The following is a 19,888-nucleotide window of genomic DNA, read 5'->3' as shown; positions in this document are numbered from 1 at the left end:
TTCCAACTCCCTACGGGGGTCTACTTCGGTTGTGCCTTCTTGCGGCGGTTGCCGGCCCACTGGCCGGCGAGGACCACCAGCACCGCGATGACGAACATCGCCGTGCCGATGACGTTGATCTGGACGGGCGTACCGCGCTGGGCCGATCCCCACACGAACATGGGGAAGGTGACGGTGTTGCCCGAGTTGAAGTTGGTGATGATGAAGTCGTCGAACGAGAGCGCGAATGACAGCAGCGCTCCCGCCGCGATACCGGGTGCCGCGATCGGCAGGGTGACGCGCAGGAAGGTCTGCACGGGCCCGGCGTAGAGGTCGCGGGCGGCTTCCTCCAGCCTCGGGTCCATCGACAGCACGCGCGCCTTGACGGCGGCGACGACGAAGCTGAGGCAGAACATCACGTGGGCGATCAGGATGGTCCAGAAGCCCAGCTGGATGCCCATGTTGAGGAACAGGGCGAGCAGCGAGGCGGCCATCACGATCTCGGGCATGGCCATCGGCAGGAAGATCAGCGAGTTGACCGCCCCGCGCGCCCGGAACCGGTAGCGCACCAGCGCGAAGGCTATGGCGGTGCCGAGGACGGTGGCGCCGATGGTGGCCCACAGGGCGATCTGGAGGGAGAGCGAGAGGGAGCCGCACAGGTCGGCGACCCCGCACGGGTCCTTCCACGCGTCGAGGGAGAACTCCTGCCAGGCGTAGTTGAAGCGCCCGGTGGGGTTGTTGAAGGAGAAGACCGTCACGACGACGTTCGGCAGGATCAGGTACGCGAGCGTGCCGAGGCCGGCGATGACGACGAGATTGCGGCGGAGCCAACGCATCAGACCAGGTCCTCCGTTCCCGCTCGGCGGATGTAGACGGTGACCATGATCAGCACGATGGCCATGAGGATGAAGGACAGCGCGGCCGCCGTCGGGTAGTCGAGGATCCGCAGGTACTGCGACTGGATGACGTTGCCGATCATCCGGGTGTCCGTCGAGCCGAGGAGCTCGGCGTTGACGTAGTCGCCGCTCGCGGGGATGAAGGTCAGCAGGGTCCCGGAGACCACGCCCGGCATCGAGAGCGGGAAGGTCACCTTGCGGAACACCGTGGCCGGGGTCGCGTACAGGTCGCCGGCGGCCTCGTGGAGGCGGGTGTCGATGCGCTCCAGCGAGGTGTAGAGCGGCAGGATCATGAAGGGGAGGAAGTTGTACGTCAGACCGCAGACCACCGCGAGCGGCGTGGCCAGTACCCGGCTGCCCTCGGTGATGCCGAGCCAGCTGGTGACGTCCAGGAAGCCGATCTTGTCGAGGACTCCGACGACCGGGCTGCCGTCGGCCAGGATCGTCTTCCAGGCCAGGGTGCGGATCAGGAAGCTCGTGAAGAACGGGGCGATGACGAGGACCAGCAGGAGGTTGCGCCAGCGGCCCGCCTTGAAGGCGATCAGGTAGGCCAGCGGGTAGCCCAGCAGCAGGCACAGCACGGTCGCGGTGCCGGCGTAGGCCAGGGAGCGCAGGAACTGCGGTAGGTACTCGGTGAAGGCGTCCCAGTAGGTCTGGAAGTGCCAGGTGACCTTGAAGCCCTCTTCGAGGGAGCCGGTCTGCACCGAGGTGGAGGCCTGGTAGACCATCGGCAGCACGAAGAAGACGAGCAGCCAGACGATGCCGGGGAGCAGCAGCCAGTACGGGATCAGGCGCTTGCGCAGCGAGGCCCGGTGGACCGGGGGCTCGGCCGGGGCGGCGGTCTGCGGCGGCGCGGCGGTGGCGGTCACGCGCTCTCCTCGACCGTCTCGATACCGGCCTCGATGTCCTGAGCCGCATCAAGCCCGAACGTGTGCTCGGGGTTCCAGTGCAGGACGACCTCGGCGCCGGGGACCAGGCGGGCGTCGCGCTCGATGTTCTGGACGTAGACCTCCAGCTCGGCGCAGACCGGGCTGTCGATGACGTACTGGGTGGAGACGCCGATGAAGGAGGAATCGGCTATCTTCCCGGCGATCGTGTTGCGGCCGGCGGCGATGGTGTGCGCGTCCTCGGCGGGGACCAGGGAGATCTTCTCGGGACGCACACCGACCAGCAGCTTTCCGCCGGTACGGGGCGTGGTCGAACATCGGGCGGCCGGCAGCCGGAGCGTGGCGCCGGAGGCCGAGACGATGACGTCGGAGCCGGCGGACTCCACGGAGGCCTCGATCAGGTTGGAGGTGCCGAGGAAGTTCGCGACGAAGGTGGTGCGCGGGTTCTCGTAGAGCTCGGCGGGGGCGCCCAGCTGCTCGACGCGGCCGCCGTTCATCACCGCGACCGTGTCGGCCATGGTCATGGCCTCCTCCTGGTCGTGGGTGACGTGCACGAAGGTGATGCCGACCTCGGTCTGGATCCGCTTGAGCTCCAGCTGCATCTGGCGGCGCAGCTTGAGGTCGAGGGCGCCGAGCGGCTCGTCGAGGAGGAGGACCTGCGGGTGGTTGATCAGGGCGCGGGCGACCGCCACGCGCTGCTGCTGGCCGCCGGAGAGCTGGTGGGGCTTCTTGCGGGCGTGCTCGCCGAGCTGGACGAGGTCGATCATGTCGTCGACCTGCTTCTTGACCGACTTGATGCCGCGGCGGCGCAGGCCGAAGGCGATGTTCTCGAAGATGTCCATGTGCGGGAACAGCGCGTAGCTCTGGAAGACGGTGTTCACCGGGCGCTTGTAGGGCGGCAGGTGGGTGACCTCGCGCTCGCCGAGGCTGATGGTGCCGGTGGAGGGCTCCTCCAGACCGGCGATCATGCGCAGGGTGGTGGTCTTCCCGCAGCCCGAGGCGCCGAGCAGGGCGAAGAAGGAGCCCTGGGGGATGGTGAGGTCCAGCGGGTGCACGGCGGTGAAGGAGCCGTAGTGCTTGCTGATCCCGGCGAGGCGGACGTCGCCGCTCGCGGTGGTGTCGGTCATGGGCCTGGGCCTTCGGTGGTGTGTCGTGGGAGGGGGTCGGGGGCGCGCGCAGGGCCGGCGAGGGGGCCGGTCAGGCGCCGATGAGCTTGGCGAACTTCTCCTCGTACGCCGTCTCTTCCTCGCTGCTGAGGGAGCGGAAGGCGTGGGCCTTGGCGGCCATCTCCTTGTCCGGGACGATCAGGGGGTTGTCCGCGAGCTCCGGCTTGATCTTGGCCAGCTCGTCCTTGACGCCGTCGACCGGGCAGACGTAGCTGATGAAGGCGGCCAGCTGGGCGGCCACGGCGGGCTCGTAGTAGTAGTCGATGAGCTTCTCGGCGTTGGCCTTGTGGCGGGCCTTGGCGGGGACCAGCAGGTTGTCGCTGGAGGTGATGTAGCCGGCGGCCGGGATCGCGTACTTGATGTCGGGGTTGCCGGCCTGGAGCTGGATGACGTCGCCCGCCCAGGCGAGGCAGGCCGCGAGGTCGCCCTTGTCGAGGTCGGCGGTGTAGTCGTTGCCGGTGAAGCGCCGGATCTGCTTGCTGTCGACGCCCTTCTGGAGGCGGCCGAGGGCGGCGTCGTAGTCCGCGGTGGTGAACTTCGCCGGGTCCTTGCCCTGGTCGAGGAGGGTCATGCCGACGGTGTCGCGCATCTCGGTGAGGAAGCCGACGCGGCCCTTGAGGGTGGGGTCGTCGAGCAGCTGGGTGACGGAGTCGACCTTGTTGCCGCCGGTGGCCTTGACGTTGTAGGCGATGACGGTGTCGATGCCGGTCCAGGGGTAGCTGTGGGCGCGGCCCGGGTCCCAGTCGGGGTTGCGGAACTGCGGGATCAGGTTGGCGTAGGCGTTCGGGAGGTGCGAGGGGTCGAGCTTCTGCGCCCAGCCGAGGCGGATGATGCGGGCGGCGAGCCAGTCGGTGACGACGATCAGGTCGCGGCCGGTGTCCTGGCCGGCCGCGAGCTGCGGGCGGATCTTGCCGAAGAACTCGACGTTGTCGTTGATGTCCTCGGTGTACTTGACCTCGATGCCGGTGCGCTTGGTGAACGCCTCCAGCGTCGGGCGGGACTTCTCGTCGTCGCTGGTGTCCATGTACTCGGTCCAGTTGGAGAAGTTGATCTCCTTCTCCTGCTCCGAGTGGTCGTCGGACGGCGCCGCCTGGCCGCCCTCGCGCTTGGCGGGCGGGATGCCGCAGGCGGTGAGGGCGGCGAGACCGCCCAGGGTGAGCGCCCCGGCTCCGGAGGCGCGCAGCAGCGAGCGGCGGGTGAGGGCGCCGCGGCCACTGGTGAGACTGCGCCGCATCGCGGCGAGTTGCGCCGCCGAGAGGCGGTCGGGCTCGAACTGCTCCATGCGCGTTGCCCTTTCGGAGGGTGGGCCGCTGGTCAGGCGGCGCGGCCACGCGGCGGTAGCCGCATGTCGTTGCTTATCGGTCCCCGAAGATCGTGCGGTGCCAGTCCTTGGCGGCCACCGCGGTGTTGTCGTACATCACATGCTTGACCTGCGTGTATTCCTCGAAAGAGTAAGAGCTCATGTCCTTTCCGAAGCCACTGGCCTTGTAGCCCCCGTGCGGCATCTCGCTGATGATCGGGATGTGGTCGTTGACCCAGACGCAGCCGGCCTTGAGTTCGCGGGTGGCCCGGCCGGCCCGGTAGAGGTCCCGGGTCCAGGCGGAGGCGGCGAGGCCGTACGGGGTGTCGTTGGCCAGGGCCAGGCCCTCGTCGTCGGTGTCGAAGGGCAGGGCGACGAGGACGGGGCCGAAGATCTCGGACTGGACGACCTCGCTGTCCTGGGCGGCACCGGTGATCAGGGTGGGCCGGTAGTAGGCGCCCTCGGCCAGGTCCCCGCCGGGGATCTCGCCGCCGGTGACGACGGTGGCGTACGCGCGGGCGCCCTCGACGAAGGCGGCGACCCGGTCGCGCTGGGCGTGCGAGACCAGCGGGCCGAGGTCGGTGGTGGGCGCGAAGGGGTCGCCGAGGCGGACGCTCTCCATCAGCTCGGCGACGCGGGCGGTGAAGGCCTCGAACAGGGGGCGCTGGACGTAGGCGCGGGTGGCGGCGGTGCAGTCCTGGCCGGTGTTGATGAGGGAGGCGGCGACGGCGCCGTGGGCGGCGGCCTCCACGTCGGCGTCGTCGAAGACCACGAACGGGGCCTTGCCGCCGAGCTCGAGGTGGAGCCGCTTGACGGTGGCGGTGGCGATCTCGGCCACCCGCTTGCCGACGGCGGTGGAGCCGGTGAAGGAGGTCATCACCACGTCGGGGTGGCCCACCAGGTGCTCGCCCGCGTCGCGGCCGGCGCCGGTGACGATGTTGATCACCCCGTCGGGGATCCCCGCCTCCTTGGCCGCCTGGGCGAACATCAGGGAGGTCAGCGGGGTGAGCTCGGCGGGCTTGAGGACGATGGTGTTGCCCGCGGCGACGGCCGGGAGGATCTTCCAGGCGGCCATCTGGAGGGGGTAGTTCCAGGGGGCGATGGAGCCGACGACCCCGATGGCCTCGCGGCGTACGTACGAGGTGTGGTCGCCGGAGTACTCGCCCGCCGCCTGGCCCTGGAGGTGGCGGGCGGCGCCCGCGAAGAAGGCCGTGTTGTCGATGGTCCCGGGGACGTCGAACTCGGTGGTCAGCTTGAGCGGCTTGCCGCACTGCAGCGACTCGGCGTACGCGAAGTCCTCCGCCTGCTCCGCGAGGACGGCGGCCAGCCGGTGCAGGGCGTCCGAGCGCTCGCCGGGGGTGGCGGCCGACCAGGCCGGGAAGGCCCGCTTGGCGGCGGCGACGGCCTCGTCCACGTCGGCCGGGCCGGCCAGCTCGTAGGTGAGCACGTCCTGCCCGGTGGCGGGGTCGACCACGGTGTGCGACCGTCCAGAGGTACCGGCGCGGAGCCGTCCGTCGATGTACTGCGCGCCGTCTGCGAAGCGGTCCTTGACCTGGAAGCGGTTACCCATCACGCTCTCACGCTCTCCGTAGCTACAGCTCGAATTGAGTGCCGATCCTGGCAGAGGCCTCCTCCTCCGCCAAGTGATTCCGTTGTTGCCTTTTGATTACGCGACGGGATCGGTCGACCATGTGTCGAGGCGCGCCGCAAATCCCGTACGAAGTGTCCGTGGTGGCTGGCAGACTCGCGTGCATGGACAAGATCGACGCTTTGATCGGGCAGGTCAGCCGAGGTGAGCGGGTGAAGTTCCTGCCCTTCTGGGGCCACCGGCCGCGGCCGGACGGCAGCCTGGGGCCGAGCTGCCTGAGCCAGTGGTGGCCCTCCCCCTTCACTGTGGGTGACGTCCGGTACGCCACGGCCGAGCACTGGATGATGGCCGGGAAGGCCCGCCTCTTCGGGGATCCGCAGGCCGAGCGGGCCGCGCTGGAGGCGCGTACTCCGGCCGGGGCGAAGAAGGCCGGGCGGCTGGTGCGCGGGTTCGACGACGCGGTGTGGGAGCGGGAGCGGTTCGCGCTGGTCGTGGAGGGCAGCGTGCACAAGTTCGGCTCGGATCCGGCGCTGCGGGCGTACCTGCTGGGGACGGGGTCGCGGGTGCTGGTGGAGGCGAGCCCGGTGGACCGCGTCTGGGGCGTGGGCCTGGCTCCCGACGACGACCGGGCCCTGGACCCGGCCCGCTGGCGTGGCCTGAACCTGCTGGGTTTCGCGCTGATGGAGGCCCGTACCCGGCTGCGTGAGGACGCGTCCTGAGGGCTCCGTAAATGCGTGGCGGCGCGTGCGGGGCGGGCCCTAACGTGAACGTCGTCCAGGTGCGAAGGCGAGACCTCCTTCGACTCATCATCGGGCGGTCGCGGGTTCGAGTCCCGCCACCGGTACTCGTGCCGGTGTAGCTCAGTTGGCAGAGCACCTTGTGTTTCGCCGGTCTCGATCTCTGGACACCTACTCGTCACGCACCTCCCGGTGCGCCCGGCGGCGGCTACTTCTCGCAGAAATCACGCCGCCGCCCCATCTGATCTCGGGAGGCCCGCGTGGGGGATGCCCGGTGCGCAGGCGACGGTTACTTCCGGGACCCGGAGGCCGTGGGTTCGAATCCCACCCGGCCCGACACCCGCGAGGGTGAGGGCCGGTGGAGCAGCTTGGAAGCTCGCCGGGCATATGTACCGTCACCGACTCCGATCTCGGGCATCCCCCGCACGGCGCGCCTCCCCGCTCTTCCTTTGAATTCGGGGGGATTCACATGGCCCGCTTCAACCAGCGCGCGTCCAAGGCCGCGACCGCACCCGCCTCTCCCGTGCGCTCCACCGGCCGCCGCGCCGCCAACCACCACGGCAGCCCCGGCTTCGCGCGCGACGCCCGCTCCGAGCTGTTCCTGCTGGCCGTGGCCAATTTCGTCACGCAGGACAGCGCCTACGAGTCCGGCGAGGCCCGCGACGACCGCTTCCGCGCGCTGGTGCGCAAGCTCGCCGTCAAGGACCCGGAGTGGACCGCCGGCCTGCTGCACTGGCTGCGCCGCGACGGCAGCATGCGCACGGCCTCCCTCGTCGGCGCCGCCGAGTACGTCAAGGCACGCCTCGACGCGGGCGCGACGGACGGGCCCTCCAACCGGGGGGTGGTGGACTCCGTACTGCTGCGCGCCGACGAGCCCGGCGAGCTGCTGGCCTACTGGACGGCCGCCCACGGGCGCAACGTGCCCAAGCCCGTCAAGCGCGGCGTCGCCGACGCCGTGCGCCGGCTCTACTCCGGTGCCTCGCTGCTGAAGTACGACACCGCGTCCAAGGGCTTCCGCTTCGGCGACGTCCTGAACCTGGTCCACGCCTCCCCCGACCCGGCCAAGCCCGGGCAGGGCGAGCTGTTCCGGTACGCCCTCGACCGCCGCCACCACCCGGAGACCGCCGAGGCGCCGGCGGGCGACCGCGCCCTGGCCGCCCACCAGGAGCTGATGGACGTCCCCGTCGAGCGGCGCCGGGACGTGGTCACGGGGAAGGGCGGGGCGGACCGGCTCGCGGAGGCGGGCATGACCTGGGAGGCGCTGGCCGGCTGGCTCCAGGGGCCGATGGACGCGGCCGCCTGGGAGGCGGTCATCCCGTCCATGGGGTCGATGGCGCTCCTGCGCAACCTGCGCAACTTCGACCGGGCCGGGGTCTCGGACGCGGTGGCGCAGGAGGTCGCCGCGAAGATCAGCGATCCCGAGTCGGTCGCCCGGTCGAGGCAGTTCCCCTTCCGCTACCTGGCCGCCTACCAGCACGCGCCCTCGCTGCGCTGGTCGTACCCGCTGGAGAAGGCGCTGCGGCTCTCGCTGGCCAACGTGCCGCAGCTGTCCGGGCGGACGCTGATCCTGGTCGACCGCTCCGGTTCCATGTGGTCGCCGCTGTCGGCCCGCTCGCAGCTCAACCGGGCGGACGCGGCGGCCGTGTTCGGCGCGGCGCTGGCCCTGCGGGCGGAGCGGGCGGACCTGGTCCAGTTCGGCACCGGCAGCAAGGAGGTCGCGTACCGGCGGGGCGAGTCGGTGCTCAAGGTGCTCCAGCGGTTCAAGAGCCTCGGCGGTACCAACACGGCGGAGGCCGTGCGCCGGCACTACCGGGACCACGACCGGGTCCTGATCGTCACCGACGAGCAGGCCACGTACGCGTACGGGGGTGACCCGACGGCCCAGGTCCCCCGGGAGGTCCCCGTCTACACCTGGAACCTGGCCGGGTACCAGGTGGGCCACGCGCCCTCCGGGGCGGCGAACCGGCACACCTTCGGCGGGCTCACGGACGCCGCGTTCCGGATGGTCTCCCTGATCGAGGGCGGCCAGGACGCCGACTGGCCGTGGGCGGCGTAGGCGGGCCGCGGCAACAGCGCAGGGCCGGCCCCGGGCAACCGCTGCCCGGGGCCGGCCCTGCGCCGCGTCCGCGCTCGCGCGCTGCCGGGGCTCAGACCCGTTCGCGCACCTGGGTGTTCGAGTGCGAGCCGCCGTCCGGGGTCTCCTCGAAGGTGTCCGACACGATCCCGGTGAACGCGATGACCAGGATCACGGCACCGAGCACGATGCCGATCGCGCCCAGGATGGTGCCGGCCAGGGCGACGCCGCCGTTGGTGGCCTCGCCCCGGTTCGCCTTGCCCCGCCCGAGCACGCCGAAGACCACCGCGGCTATGCCCAGCGCGACGGCGAGGAAGCTGGTGACGCAGCCGACGACGGAGAGGATGCCGAGGACGAGCGCGGCGACGCCGAACCCGTTGCTGGGGCCCGGGCCGTACGCGTGGTACCCGGTGGGGCCGGGGTAGCCGGGATAGCCGGGATAGCTGGCCGCGGGCGGGTAGCCGGGCGTGCCCGGGTAGCCCGCGGGGGGCGGGTAGCCGGGGTAGCCGTACCCGGGCGGCTGGGCCGCGGCCGGGCCGGGCTGCCCGTAGCCGCTCTGGGCCGGGTACGCGTACCCGGCGCCAGGTATCGGCGGCGCCGCGGGCGCGGGGCCCGGGCCCGGCGCGGAGGCCGGTCCGGACGCCTGCGGCGGCGGGGGCCAGTGGGCTCCGGGCATGCCCGCGACCGTCTGCCGGTCGTGCACGGACGGCGCGCCCGGGGTCCCCGGGGTCTGCTGCGGGCTCCCGCCCGGCGCGGCCGCACCCCCTTCGGGCGGCGCCCACGGGTCCCTCGGCTCAGGGCTCTGGTCGGTCATACGGCGCCCCCCTCTCGTACAGCCATGCTAAGCGCTGCCGCCGACACCGCCGGGCCTGCCTACGATGAGGCAGACCTGCCCGCACCAGCGTCCCACCGGAGGCCCCCATGTCCGACCTGCACCCCTTCATCGCGGGGCTGCCCAAGGCCGAACTCCACGTCCACCACGTCGGCTCTGCGTCCCCCCGCATCGTGGCCGAACTCGCCTCCCGCCACCCCGACTCCAAGGTCCCCACCGACCCCGAGGCCCTGGCCGACTACTTCACCTTCACCGACTTCGCGCACTTCATCGAGGTCTACCTGTCGGTCGTCGACCTGGTCCGCACCCCCGACGACGTGCGCACGCTGACCTTCGAAGTCGCCCGCGACATGGCCCGGCAGAACATCCGCTACGCCGAACTGACCATCACCCCCTACTCCTCCACCCGCCGCGGCATCGACGAGCGCGCCTTCATGGAGGCCATCGAGGACGCGCGCAAGGCCGCCGAGTCCGAGCTCGGGGTCATCCTGCGCTGGTGCTTCGACATCCCCGGCGAGGCCGGCCTGGAGGCCGCCGAGGAAACCGCCCGCCTCGCCGTCGACCTGCGCCCCGAGGGCCTGGTCTCCTTCGGCCTGGGCGGCCCGGAGATCGGCGTGCCGCGCCCGCAGTTCAAGCCGTACTTCGACCGGGCCCGGGCGGCCGGCCTGCACAGCGTGCCGCACGCCGGCGAGACCACGGGCCCGGAGACCGTGTGGGACGCCATCCGCGAACTGGGCGCCGAGCGCATCGGCCACGGCACCAGCGCCGCGCAGGACCCGGAGCTGCTGGCCTACCTCGCCGAGCACCGCATCGCCCTGGAGGTCTGCCCGACCTCCAACATCGCCACCCGCGCCGTGACCGACCTCGACCGGCACCCGGTCAAGCAGATGGTGGAGGCCGGGGTGCTCGTCACCATCAACAGCGACGACCCGCCGATGTTCGGCACCGACCTCAACAACGAGTACGCGGTCGCCGCCCGCCTCCTCGGCCTCGACGAGCGCGGCCTCGCGCAGCTCGCGAAGAACGCCGTCGAGGCCTCCTTCCTGGATCCGGCCGGCAAGGCGCGGCTGACCGCGGAAATCGACGCGTACACCGCCGAATGGCTGGCCCGCTGACTCCCCTTGATCGCTCCGGCCCCCGAGAATGGGGGTCATGAGCACCCTGACTGCCGTCGGCCACCGCGGCGATCCCTACCGAGTCCGTGAGAACACCCTCGCCTCCATCGGCTCCGCGTTCGCGCGCGGGGCCGACGCGGTGGAGGTGGACGTGCGGCTGACCCGCGACGGCGTGCCGGTCCTGCTGCACGACGAGACGCTGGAGCGGCTGTGGGGCCACGACGTGCGGCTCGACGCCGTGACGGCCCCGCAGCTGAAGGAGCTCGCCGGGGGCGCGGTCCCCACCCTGCGCGAGGCGCTGATGGCGGCCGGGGCCGGCCGGCTGATGATCGACCTGCCCGGGGCCACGTTCGAGGCGGTGCGGACCGTCGTCGACCTGGTGCGCGAGTGCGGCGCCCGTGACCGTACGTACTACTGCGCGGGGCCGGACACCATGCTGGCGGTGCGCGCCGCCGACCCGGGCGCGGAGATCGCACTGACCTGGACGACGCTGTCCCCGCCGCGCCGGGTGCTGATCGACGCGGTGTCCCCGCGCTGGCTCAACTACCGCTTCGGGCTGGTCACCCGGGAGCTCACGGACGCCCTGCACCGGGACGGGCTGCTGGTGTCGGCGTGGACCCCGGACACCAAGCGGTCGATGCGCGCCCTCCTGCGGGCCGGGGTGGACTCCGTCACCACGAACAGGCTGGACGCGCTGGCCGCCGTACGGGCCGAGCTCGGGCGGTGAGGCACGGGCTCGGCGAGCGGCTGCGCGAGCGGGTCCTGCGGGCGGATCCGCGCTGGCGGGACGCGGGGCTGACGCTGCTGGTGCAGGTGGCGGCGACCATCCCGTTCGTGGTGCCCCGCGACCCGGCGGACTCCCCGGCGACCTGGACGGCGTACCTGCTGACGACGGCGGGGAACGTGCCGCTGCTGTGGCGGCGCCGGGCTCCCGTGGCGGCGCTGCTGGGGGTGATCGCGGCCGGTTCGGTCTACCGGCTGGCGCTGGACGGTCCCGGGCAGCCGCTGCCGTACGCCGGGCTGGTCTGCGTCTATTCGCTCGCGCTGCTGCGGCCGGCGCGGGAGCGGCTGGCGGCCGCGGCGGCCCTGGTCGTGGTGATCGCGGTGTCCGTCGGGCTCAACACCGGTACGGCCAGGGAGCTGCTGTTCTCGCTGTTCGTGTTCGCGGCGGCGTTCGCGCTCGGCCGGCTCCAGGCCACGCGCCTGGCGTACACGGCGGCGGTGGAGGACCGGGCGGCGCAGCTGGAGCGGGCGAACCGGATCGAGGCGGAGCAGGCGGCGGCGCGTGAACGGGCGCGCATCGCGCGGGAGATGCACGACATCCTCTCGCACGCCGTCAGCATCATGGTGGTGCAGGCGGAGGCCGGGCCGGTGGCGGTCCGCCGGGCCCCGGAGCGGGCGGAGGCTGCGTTCGAGGCGATCGCGGGGACGGGGCGGGACGCGATGGCGCAGCTGCGGACGATGCTGGGCGTGCTGCGGACGCAGGAGGCGGCTCCGCGCGCTCCGCAGCCGGGGATCGGTGAGCTCGGGGCGCTGGTGGACCGGGTGCGGGCGAGCGGGCTGGCGGTGTCGTACGAGCGGACGGGCGAGGTGCGCGAGCTGCCGGCGGCGCTGGAGGCGACGGTGCACCGGGTGGTGCAGGAGGCGCTGACCAACGTGGTGAAGCACGCGGGGGCCTCGGCGGTGGACGTGCGTCTGGAGTACGGGCCGCGGGAGCTGGCGGTCCGGGTCGTGGACGACGGCCGGGGGCCGGGCGAGGGCGCTGCGGGCGGGCACGGGCTGATCGGGATCCGCGAGCGGGCGGCGGCGCACGGCGGGACGGCGTGGACCGGCCCGGGAGCCGACGGGCGCGGTTTCACGGTGCTTGTAACCTCGCCGCTGGAGGTGGGGACGTGACGATCCGTGTGGTGGTGGCCGACGACCAGGAGCTGGTGCGCAGCGGCTTCGCGATGATCCTGGACGTCCAGGAGGACATCGAGGTCGTGGCGGAGGTCGGGGACGGGGCGGCGGCCGTGGACGCGGTGGAGCGGCTCTCCCCCGATGTGGCGCTGCTGGACGTCCGGATGCCGGTGCTGGACGGGATCGAGGCCTGCCGGGCGATCTCGGCGCGGGGCGCGTGCCGGACGGTGATGCTGACGACCTTCGACTCGGACGAGTACGTCTACGAGGCGCTGCACGCGGGGGCGAGCGGGTTCCTGCTGAAGGACGTGCGGCGGGACGACCTGGTGCACGCGGTGCGGGTGGTGGCGGCGGGCGAGTCGCTGCTGGCGCCGTCGGTGGCGCGGCGGCTGATCGAGGAGTACACGGCGGCGACGGCCCGGCCCCCGGCCCTGCCCGCCCAGGCGGCGCAGCGGCTGGAGGTGCTGACGGCCCGCGAGCGGGAGACGCTGCTGCACCTGGGGCGGGGGCTGTCGAACGCGGAGATCGCGGCGGCGCTGGTGGTGAGCGAGCACACGGTGAAGTCGCACGTGGGGAACGTGCTGGCGAAGCTGGGTCTGCGGGACCGGATCCAGGCGGTGATCTGCGCCTACGAGACGGGGCTGATCGCGGCGGGCTCGGCGGGTCCCTCTCGGGTATCTCCCTCTGGGGAGTGAGTGGCGGCGGAGCGTCTCCCCCGCGCCGGTGAGTTGTCGTACCGCTGAAGACCACTCCTGATGGTGATCCGCAAATACCCCTGTGACCTGGAGCATTGAGGTCATCGGGGGGCAGCGGGCCGCCCGGCTCGCACACAGGGGGAACCGTCATGAAGACACGTACGCGCACGCTCGTCGCCACCGCTCTGGTCCTGGGCATCGCCGCCGGACCGGTGGCCGCCGCCCAGGCCGCTCCGGCGCCGGCTCCGGTACCGGCGTCGGCGTCCGCGTCGGTCCCGTCCCCGGTCTTCTCCGCCCCGCCGGACGCGGCGGCGCTGCGGAAGGCGATCGAGGGGGTCGGGCCGCAGAACAAGGACGCCACGGCCGCACTGGTCCGGGTGAGCGGTACCAGCGGCAGCTGGCGCGGCAGCGCCGGCGTGGCGGACGTCCGCAGCGGGCGCGCGGCGGTGGAGGACGCCCGCTTCCGGGCCGGGTCGGTGACCAAGACCTTCACGGCGGCGGTGGTGCTCCAGCTGGCCGCCGAGGGCAGGGTGGACCTGGACCGGCCGGTGCAGGACTACCTGCCGGGGCTGCTGCCCGGCTTCGAGCCGGTGAAGGTGCGGCAGCTGCTGGACTACACGAGCGGGCTGCAGTCCGCCGACGGCCCCGGAGACGCCTTCGAGGACGAGTACGCCCACCGCTTCGACCTGGTCGACCCGCACGCGCTCATCGCCAACGCGGTGGCCAAGGGGCCGGAGTTCAGGCCCGGGAAGAAGCAGCGGTACAGCAACATCCACTACACGGTGCTGGGCGTGCTGATCGAGAAGCTGACGGGCACGACGTACGAGAAGGCCGTCGGGGACCGGATCATCAAGCCGCTGGGCCTGCACCACACCTCGTTCCCGTCCCGTACCCAGAACCGCATACCGGGCCCGTACAACCACGGCTACCAGGCGGTGCGGCAGGCCGACGGCAGCCGTTCGCTGGTCGACGTGTCGGACTGGAACTCCTCGTCCAACTGGGCGGCGGGGGACCTGATATCGACGACGACGGACCTGGAGCGGTTCACGACGGCGCTGTTCGGCGGCCGGGTGGTGCCCAGGGCGCAGCTGGAGGAGATGTTCACCGTCCCCGATGTGCCGGACGCCGAGAGCAAGACCGGCGAGCACGCGGTGCAGACGGCCGGCCTGAAGGAGTTCACCCTTCCGGGCGGCACGAAGCTCTACGGCAAGACGGGCTCCCGCTACGGCTACAGCACGGTCATCGGCGGCACCCGCGACCTGTCGCGCACCCTGGTCTACTCGGTGAACTCCACCGACGCCAAGGGCCGGGACATGAACGCGGTGGCCTACGGCATCATCGGCGCGGCCTTCGCCAAGTAGCCGCGGCCCTCCGCCTCCTGCAGGCCCTCCAGCCGCTTGATCAGGCGGCGCAGGACCAGCAGGGGCAGGATCCCGAAGACTCCGAAGGACATGTCGATCAGGGTCCATCCGAAGGGGATGCCGCGGACCTGCCCGCAGATCAGGGCGAGGGGGATGATGCCGGCGCAGGCGACCATGCCGGCTTCGACGATCCAGATGTTGCGGACCGGGTCGCGGTGGACCCCGTAGAAGAACACCGCGATCACCAGGTGGGCGAAGGCGAGCCAGTCGGTTCCGTAGAGGAGGAAGGGGTAATCGGAGTCGGCCCGGTCCAGTCCGTCCCCCACTCTGCGCAGCCACTGGCTGGAGACCAGTCCGTTGGCCCAGTGGAGCTCGGTGACCAGGGGGAAGGCGGTGAGCCCGCTGAGGACCAGGCAGACCAGGAACAGCACAAGCCAGGCACGGATCCGCCGCTGGAGGGCGCTTCTCTCGCTCATGACAGGGAGCCTACACGCAGAACTGAACACGTTCAGCAAAACTCCTGAACATGTTCAATCCTGTCGGGCGGTCGTGCTCACAGTCCGACGATGGCGTTCCAGCGCGGGGCGAAGGTGCGGCGTTCGGCCGAGGAGATGTCCCGGGCCACGACCAGGCGCTTGCGCATGTCGTCGTCCGGGAAGATCAGCGGGTTCTGGGCCAGTTCGGCGGTCTTCTTGTCCGGGGAGGCGGCCAGGACCTCGCGGGCGGCGGGGACCGGGCAGACGTAGTTGACCGCCGCCGCCAGCTCCGCCGCCACCGCCGGGTCGTAGTAGTAGTCGACCAGCGCCTCCGCGTTGGTCTTGTGGCGGGCGAGGTTGGGGATGAGCAGGCTCTCCGCCCACAGCTCGGCCCCCTCCTCGGGGACCACGAACTCGATGTCGGGGTTGTCGGCCTTCAGCTGGATGGCGTCACCGGAGTAGGCCTGGCAGGCCAGGACGTCGCCCTTGCCGAGATCGGAGGTGTAGTCGTTGCCGGTGAAGCGGCGGATGTGCTTCTTCTTCACCATGCTCTCGACCTGGTCGCACATCCGGTGGAAGTCGGCTTCGGTCCAGCGGGTGGTGTCGGTGCCGTTGCCCTGCATCAGCAGGGCGAAGGACTCGTCGAGACCGGAGAAGAGGGTCACCTTGCCCGCCAGGTCCGGGTGCCACAGGTCCTGGACGGACTTGATCTCCCGGCCCAGCGCCTTGCGGTTGTAGGCGATGCCGGTGATCCCGGACTGCCAGGGGACGGTGTGCAGCCGGCCCTGGTCGAAGGCGGGGGAACGTAGCTGCGGGTCCAGGTTCTTCGCCACGTTGGCCTGCGCCGAGCGGTCCATCTTCTGGGCCCAGCCCAGGTGGACGAAGCGGGCGGCCATCCAGTCGCTGACCACCACCAGGTCGTGGCCGGTCGCCTGGTGGTTCATCAGGGCCGGGCTGACCTTGCCGAAGAACTCGTCGTTGTCGTTGATCTCCTCGGTGTACCGGACCGCGATGCCGGTCTTCTCGGTGAAGGCGTCCAGGGTCGGGCGCTTCTCCTCGTCCTCGTCGTCGGTGTCTATGTACAGCGGCCAGTTGGAGAAGGCCAGGCTCCGCTCCTGTTCCGAGAGGTCCTGGCCCTGCCTGCGGTCCTCCGGGACGTAGGCGGCGGGGACACCACAGCCGGTGAGGGCGGCCAGCAGGCCCGCGGCACCGAGGCCGCGCAGCGCCGCGCGGCGGGAGAAGGGGAGTTCAGGCATGGGCTCAGCCTCGGTCAACGCGAAGGGGCGGGCAATAGACAACTTGTCTACCACCCGCCCCTTCAGTGGCCTGCGGTGATCAGTGCGCGGTACGTCCGTGCGCGCCGGTCACCTGCCGCCGGGCCGGTTCAGCCGTCGAGCGAGGTCATCACGTGCTTGATGCGGGTGTAGTCCTCGAAGCCGTAGGCGGAGAGGTCCTTGCCGTAGCCGGACTTCTTGAAGCCGCCGTGGGGCATCTCGGCGACGAGCGGGATGTGGGTGTTGATCCACACGCAGCCGAAGTCGAGGTTCTTGGACATGCGCATCGCGCGGCCGTGGTCCTTGGTCCAGACGGAGGAGGCGAGGGCGAACTCGACGCCGTTCGCGTACTCCAGCGCCTGGGCCTCGTCCGAGAAGGACTGGACGGTGATGACGGGGCCGAAGACCTCGTTCTGGATGATCTCGTCGTCCTGCTTCAGGCCCGAGACCACGGTCGGGGCGTAGAAGAAGCCCTTCTCGCCGACCTGGTGGCCGCCCGCCTCGACCTTGGCGTGGGCGGGCAGGCGCTCGATGAAGCCCGCGACCTGCTTCAGCTGGTTGGGGTTGTTCAGCGGGCCGTAGAGCACGTCCTCGTCGTCCGGCTGACCGGTCCTGGTCTCCGCGGCGGCCTTGGCGAGCGCGGCGACGAACTCGTCGTGGATCGACTCGTGCACGAGCACGCGGGTGGCGGCGGTGCAGTCCTGGCCGGCGTTGAAGTAGCCGGCGACGGCGATGTCCTCGACGGCCTTGGCCAGGTCGGCGTCCTCGAAGACCACGACCGGGGCCTTGCCGCCGAGCTCCAGGTGGACGCGCTTGACGTCCTTGGAGGCGCTCTCGGCGACCTGCATGCCGGCGCGCACCGAGCCGGTGATGGAGGCCATCGCCGGGGTGGAGTGCTCGACCATGGCCTTGCCGGTCTCGCGGTCGCCGCAGACGACGTTGAAGACGCCCTTGGGCAGGATCGAGTCGATGATCTCCGCCATCAGCACCGTGGAGGCCGGGGTGGTGTCGGAGGGCTTGAGGACGACGGTGTTGCCCGCGGCGATCGCCGGGGCGAACTTCCACACGGCCATCATCATCGGGTAGTTCCACGGCGCGACCTGGGCGCAGACGCCGACCGGCTCACGGCGGATGATCGAGGTCATCCCCTCCATGTACTCGCCGGCCGAGCGGCCCTCCAGCAGGCGCGCGGCGCCCGCGAAGAAGCGGATCTGGTCCACCATCGGCGGCAGCTCCTCGCTGGCCGTCAGGCCCAGCGGCTTGCCGGTGTTCTCCGACTCGGCGGCGACCAGCTCCTCCGCACGCGCCTCGAAGGCGTCCGCGATCTTCAGGAGGGCCTTCTGCCGCTCGGAGGGGGTGGTGTCGCGCCAGGCCGGGAAGGCGGCAGCGGCGGCGGCCATGGCGGCGTCCACATCGGCCTGCCCCGACAGCGGGGCGGTCGCGTACACCTCGCCGGTGGCCGGGTTGACCACCTCGGTGGTCCGCCCGTCGGCGGCGTCCTTGAACTCCCCGCCGATGTAGTTGCGCAGACGACGCAGTTCGGTGGTCACTACAGCCACTCTCCTGATCACATGTCCAACGATTGAGACGAGTCCCAAGGGTAGCCCCTCGGGCGACGCTTTCGACAGAGCCAGACCCGGCCAACTACGAAATCCGTGCATTAAGAGACCATCCGCAACGGATTTCATCGGTTACGGGTTGCGGAACCGACGACTCCTCGTGCACAGTGGCGTCGTGGTCAGTCGAAGCGCAGATTCCAGGAACAGACAACCGTCCCCTTCGGTCGATGCTGTGTCCCTGGCGATCATCGAGCAACTGCAGGAGGACGGCCGGCGCCCCTACGCGTCGATCGGCAAGGCCGTGGGCCTTTCCGAAGCGGCCGTGCGCCAGCGCGTACAGAAGCTGCTCGACCAGGGCGTCATGCAGATCGTCGCCGTCACGGACCCGCTCACCGTGGGTCTGCGGCGCCAGGCCATGGTCGGCATCAACGTCGAGGGCGACCTCGACCCGGTGGCCGACGCCCTGACCGCCATGGCCGAGTGCGAATACGTCGTGATGACCGCCGGGTCGTTCGACCTGATGGTGGAGATCGTCTGCGAGGACGACGACCACCTGCTCGAAACGATCAACAAGAAGATCCGCACGCTCCCCGGCGTGCGATCAACCGAGAGCTTCGTTTACCTGAAGCTCAAGAAGCAGACCTACATGTGGGGAACTCGATAGCCCGTGAGCCAGGACCTCTCCAAAACCGCGTACGACCACCTGTGGATGCACTTCACGCGCATGTCGTCGTACGAGAACGCGCCCGTCCCCACCATCGTGCGGGGTGAGGGCACCTACATCTTCGACGACAAGGGCAAGCGCTACCTGGACGGTCTCGCCGGACTGTTCGTGGTCAACGCCGGTCACGGCCGCAAGGAACTGGCCGAGGTCGCCTACAAGCAGGCCCAGGAGCTCGCGTTCTTCCCCGTGTGGTCGTACGCGCACCCCAAGGCCGTCGAGCTCGCCGAGCGCCTCGCCGGCTACGCCCCCGGCGACCTGAACAAGGTCTTCTTCACCACCGGTGGCGGCGAGGCCGTCGAGACCGCCTGGAAGCTCGCCAAGCAGTACTTCAAGCTGCAGGGCAAGCACACCAAGTACAAGGTCATCTCGCGTGCGGTCGCCTACCACGGCACCCCGCAGGGCGCCCTGTCCATCACCGGCCTGCCGGCCCTGAAGGCCCCCTTCGAGCCGCTGGTCCCCGGCGCGCACAAGGTGCCGAACACCAACATCTACCGCGCCCCGATCCACGGCGACGACCCCGAGGCCTTCGGCCGCTGGGCCGCCGACCAGATCGAGCAGCAGATCCTCTTCGAGGGCCCCGACACCGTCGCGGCCGTCTTCCTCGAGCCCGTCCAGAACGCCGGCGGCTGCTTCCCGCCCCCGCCCGGGTACTTCCAGCGGGTGCGCGAGATCTGCGACACCTACGACGTGCTGCTCGTCTCCGACGAGACGATCTGCGCCTTCGGCCGCCTCGGCACGATGTTCGCGTGCGACAAGTTCGGCTACGTGCCGGACATGATCACCTGCGCCAAGGGCATGACCTCGGGCTACTCCCCGATCGGCGCCTGCATCGTCTCCGACCGGATCGCGGAGCCGTTCTACAAGGGCGACAACACCTTCCTGCACGGCTACACCTTCGGCGGACACCCGGTGTCCTCCGCGGTGGCGCTGGCCAACCTCGACATCTTCGACAAGGAAGGCCTGAACCAGCACGTGCTGGACCAGGAGGGCAACTTCTTCAGCACCCTGCAGAAGCTGCACGACCTCCCGATCGTCGGCGACGTGCGGGGCAACGGCTTCTTCTACGGCATCGAGCTCGTCAAGGACAAGGTCACCAAGGAGTCCTTCACGGATGAGGAGACCGAGCGCGTGCTCTACGGCTTCCTCTCCAAGGCGCTCTTCGACAACGGCCTGTACTGCCGGGCCGACGACCGCGGCGACCCGGTCATCCAGCTGGCCCCGCCGCTGATCGCGGACCAGGGCACCTTCGACGAGATCGAGGGCATCCTGCGCAACGTGCTCACCGAGGCCTGGACCAAGCTGTAAACAACAGAAAATAGTCCGAAC

Annotated in this window: 18 protein-coding genes; 9 read left to right on the top strand and 9 right to left on the bottom strand. The window is 70.8% G+C overall.

What is annotated here, in order from left to right:
• Positions 1-20 precede the first annotated feature (20 nt).
• The 5 genes from BX286_RS26525 to BX286_RS26505 form a co-directional block, all read right to left on the bottom strand.
• The gene (locus tag BX286_RS26525) at positions 21-815 is read right to left on the bottom strand and encodes an ABC transporter permease (protein ID WP_079430030.1); all 795 of its coding nucleotides are present in this window, start codon (positions 813-815) and stop codon (positions 21-23) included.
• On the bottom strand, positions 815-1,744 hold the full coding sequence (locus BX286_RS26520; protein WP_079430029.1) for an ABC transporter permease: 930 nt from the start codon (positions 1,742-1,744) through the stop codon (positions 815-817). The genes BX286_RS26525 and BX286_RS26520 overlap by 1 nt, the downstream gene beginning before the upstream one ends.
• A complete protein-coding gene (locus BX286_RS26515) occupies positions 1,741-2,889 on the bottom strand; it encodes an ABC transporter ATP-binding protein (protein ID WP_100862770.1) in 1,149 nt (382 codons plus the stop codon). Before BX286_RS26515 ends, BX286_RS26520 begins: the two co-directional genes overlap by 4 nt.
• 70 nt (positions 2,890-2,959) lie before the next feature.
• Positions 2,960-4,210, bottom strand: coding sequence for a PotD/PotF family extracellular solute-binding protein (locus tag BX286_RS26510; RefSeq protein ID WP_121016477.1), 1,251 nt, complete (start codon positions 4,208-4,210; stop codon positions 2,960-2,962).
• A gap of 73 nt (positions 4,211-4,283) precedes the next feature.
• Complete coding sequence (locus tag BX286_RS26505) at positions 4,284-5,798, bottom strand: gamma-aminobutyraldehyde dehydrogenase (protein WP_121016475.1); 1,515 nt, start codon at positions 5,796-5,798, stop codon at positions 4,284-4,286.
• Positions 5,799-5,980: 182 nt separating this feature from the next.
• Between BX286_RS26505 and BX286_RS26500 the strand changes: the two genes are divergently transcribed.
• Positions 5,981-6,535, top strand: coding sequence for an NADAR family protein (locus BX286_RS26500; RefSeq protein WP_187344194.1), 555 nt, complete (start codon positions 5,981-5,983; stop codon positions 6,533-6,535).
• A gap of 487 nt (positions 6,536-7,022) precedes the next feature.
• Positions 7,023-8,609 (top strand): TROVE domain-containing protein, encoded by a 1,587-nt coding sequence (locus BX286_RS26495; RefSeq protein WP_121016471.1) that lies wholly within the window; start codon positions 7,023-7,025, stop codon positions 8,607-8,609.
• Positions 8,610-8,700: 91 nt separating this feature from the next.
• Here BX286_RS26495 and BX286_RS26490 read toward each other — a convergent pair whose 3' ends face one another.
• On the bottom strand, positions 8,701-9,441 hold the full coding sequence (locus BX286_RS26490; RefSeq protein ID WP_123995269.1) for a DUF4190 domain-containing protein: 741 nt from the start codon (positions 9,439-9,441) through the stop codon (positions 8,701-8,703).
• A 107-nt stretch (positions 9,442-9,548) separates the two neighbouring features.
• Here BX286_RS26490 and BX286_RS26485 point away from each other — a divergent pair, with 107 nt between their 5' ends.
• The 5 genes from BX286_RS26485 (at position 9,549) to BX286_RS26465 (ending at position 14,529) form a co-directional block, all read left to right on the top strand.
• Positions 9,549-10,574: an adenosine deaminase gene (locus BX286_RS26485; protein WP_079430023.1), complete on the top strand. Its 1,026-nt coding sequence runs from the start codon at positions 9,549-9,551 to the stop codon at positions 10,572-10,574.
• A 28-nt stretch (positions 10,575-10,602) separates the two neighbouring features.
• The gene (locus BX286_RS26480; protein WP_079430022.1) at positions 10,603-11,301 is read left to right on the top strand and encodes a glycerophosphodiester phosphodiesterase; all 699 of its coding nucleotides are present in this window, start codon (positions 10,603-10,605) and stop codon (positions 11,299-11,301) included.
• Positions 11,298-12,470, top strand: a complete 1,173-nt coding sequence (locus BX286_RS26475) for a sensor histidine kinase (protein WP_079430021.1) — start codon at positions 11,298-11,300, stop codon at positions 12,468-12,470. The genes BX286_RS26480 and BX286_RS26475 overlap by 4 nt, the downstream gene beginning before the upstream one ends.
• The gene (locus BX286_RS26470) at positions 12,467-13,168 is read left to right on the top strand and encodes a response regulator transcription factor (RefSeq protein WP_079430020.1); all 702 of its coding nucleotides are present in this window, start codon (positions 12,467-12,469) and stop codon (positions 13,166-13,168) included. The genes BX286_RS26475 and BX286_RS26470 overlap by 4 nt, the downstream gene beginning before the upstream one ends.
• A 149-nt stretch (positions 13,169-13,317) precedes the next feature.
• Positions 13,318-14,529: a serine hydrolase gene (locus BX286_RS26465; RefSeq protein ID WP_121016469.1), complete on the top strand. Its 1,212-nt coding sequence runs from the start codon at positions 13,318-13,320 to the stop codon at positions 14,527-14,529.
• On the opposite strand, the gene BX286_RS26460 is transcribed toward BX286_RS26465, so the two are convergent.
• The 3 genes from BX286_RS26460 to BX286_RS26450 all read right to left on the bottom strand — a co-directional run bounded on the left by BX286_RS26460 (position 14,496) and on the right by BX286_RS26450 (position 17,829).
• Entirely contained in the window at positions 14,496-15,005 is a 510-nt protein-coding gene (locus BX286_RS26460) for a hypothetical protein (protein WP_100862779.1), read from the bottom strand. The genes BX286_RS26465 and BX286_RS26460 overlap by 34 nt on opposite strands.
• 77 nt (positions 15,006-15,082) lie before the next feature.
• Positions 15,083-16,261, bottom strand: coding sequence for a spermidine/putrescine ABC transporter substrate-binding protein (locus BX286_RS26455; RefSeq protein WP_100862780.1), 1,179 nt, complete (start codon positions 16,259-16,261; stop codon positions 15,083-15,085).
• Positions 16,262-16,389: 128 nt separating this feature from the next.
• Positions 16,390-17,829, bottom strand: a complete 1,440-nt coding sequence (locus BX286_RS26450) for a gamma-aminobutyraldehyde dehydrogenase (protein ID WP_121016468.1) — start codon at positions 17,827-17,829, stop codon at positions 16,390-16,392.
• Between the two features lie 169 nt (positions 17,830-17,998).
• On the opposite strand from BX286_RS26450, the gene BX286_RS26445 reads away from it, so the two are divergent.
• A complete protein-coding gene (locus BX286_RS26445) occupies positions 17,999-18,502 on the top strand; it encodes an Lrp/AsnC family transcriptional regulator (RefSeq protein WP_042814156.1) in 504 nt (167 codons plus the stop codon).
• A gap of 3 nt (positions 18,503-18,505) precedes the next feature.
• The gene (locus BX286_RS26440; protein ID WP_079430015.1) at positions 18,506-19,867 is read left to right on the top strand and encodes an aspartate aminotransferase family protein; all 1,362 of its coding nucleotides are present in this window, start codon (positions 18,506-18,508) and stop codon (positions 19,865-19,867) included.
• Positions 19,868-19,888 lie beyond the last annotated feature (21 nt).

This window comes from Streptomyces sp. 3211.6 (genome assembly GCF_003634815.1).
Taxonomy (GTDB): Bacteria; Actinomycetota; Actinomycetes; order Streptomycetales; family Streptomycetaceae; genus Streptomyces; species Streptomyces katrae_A.
Note: the sequence above shows the minus strand (reverse complement) of the source record. Positions and strands in the feature narration are given on the sequence as shown.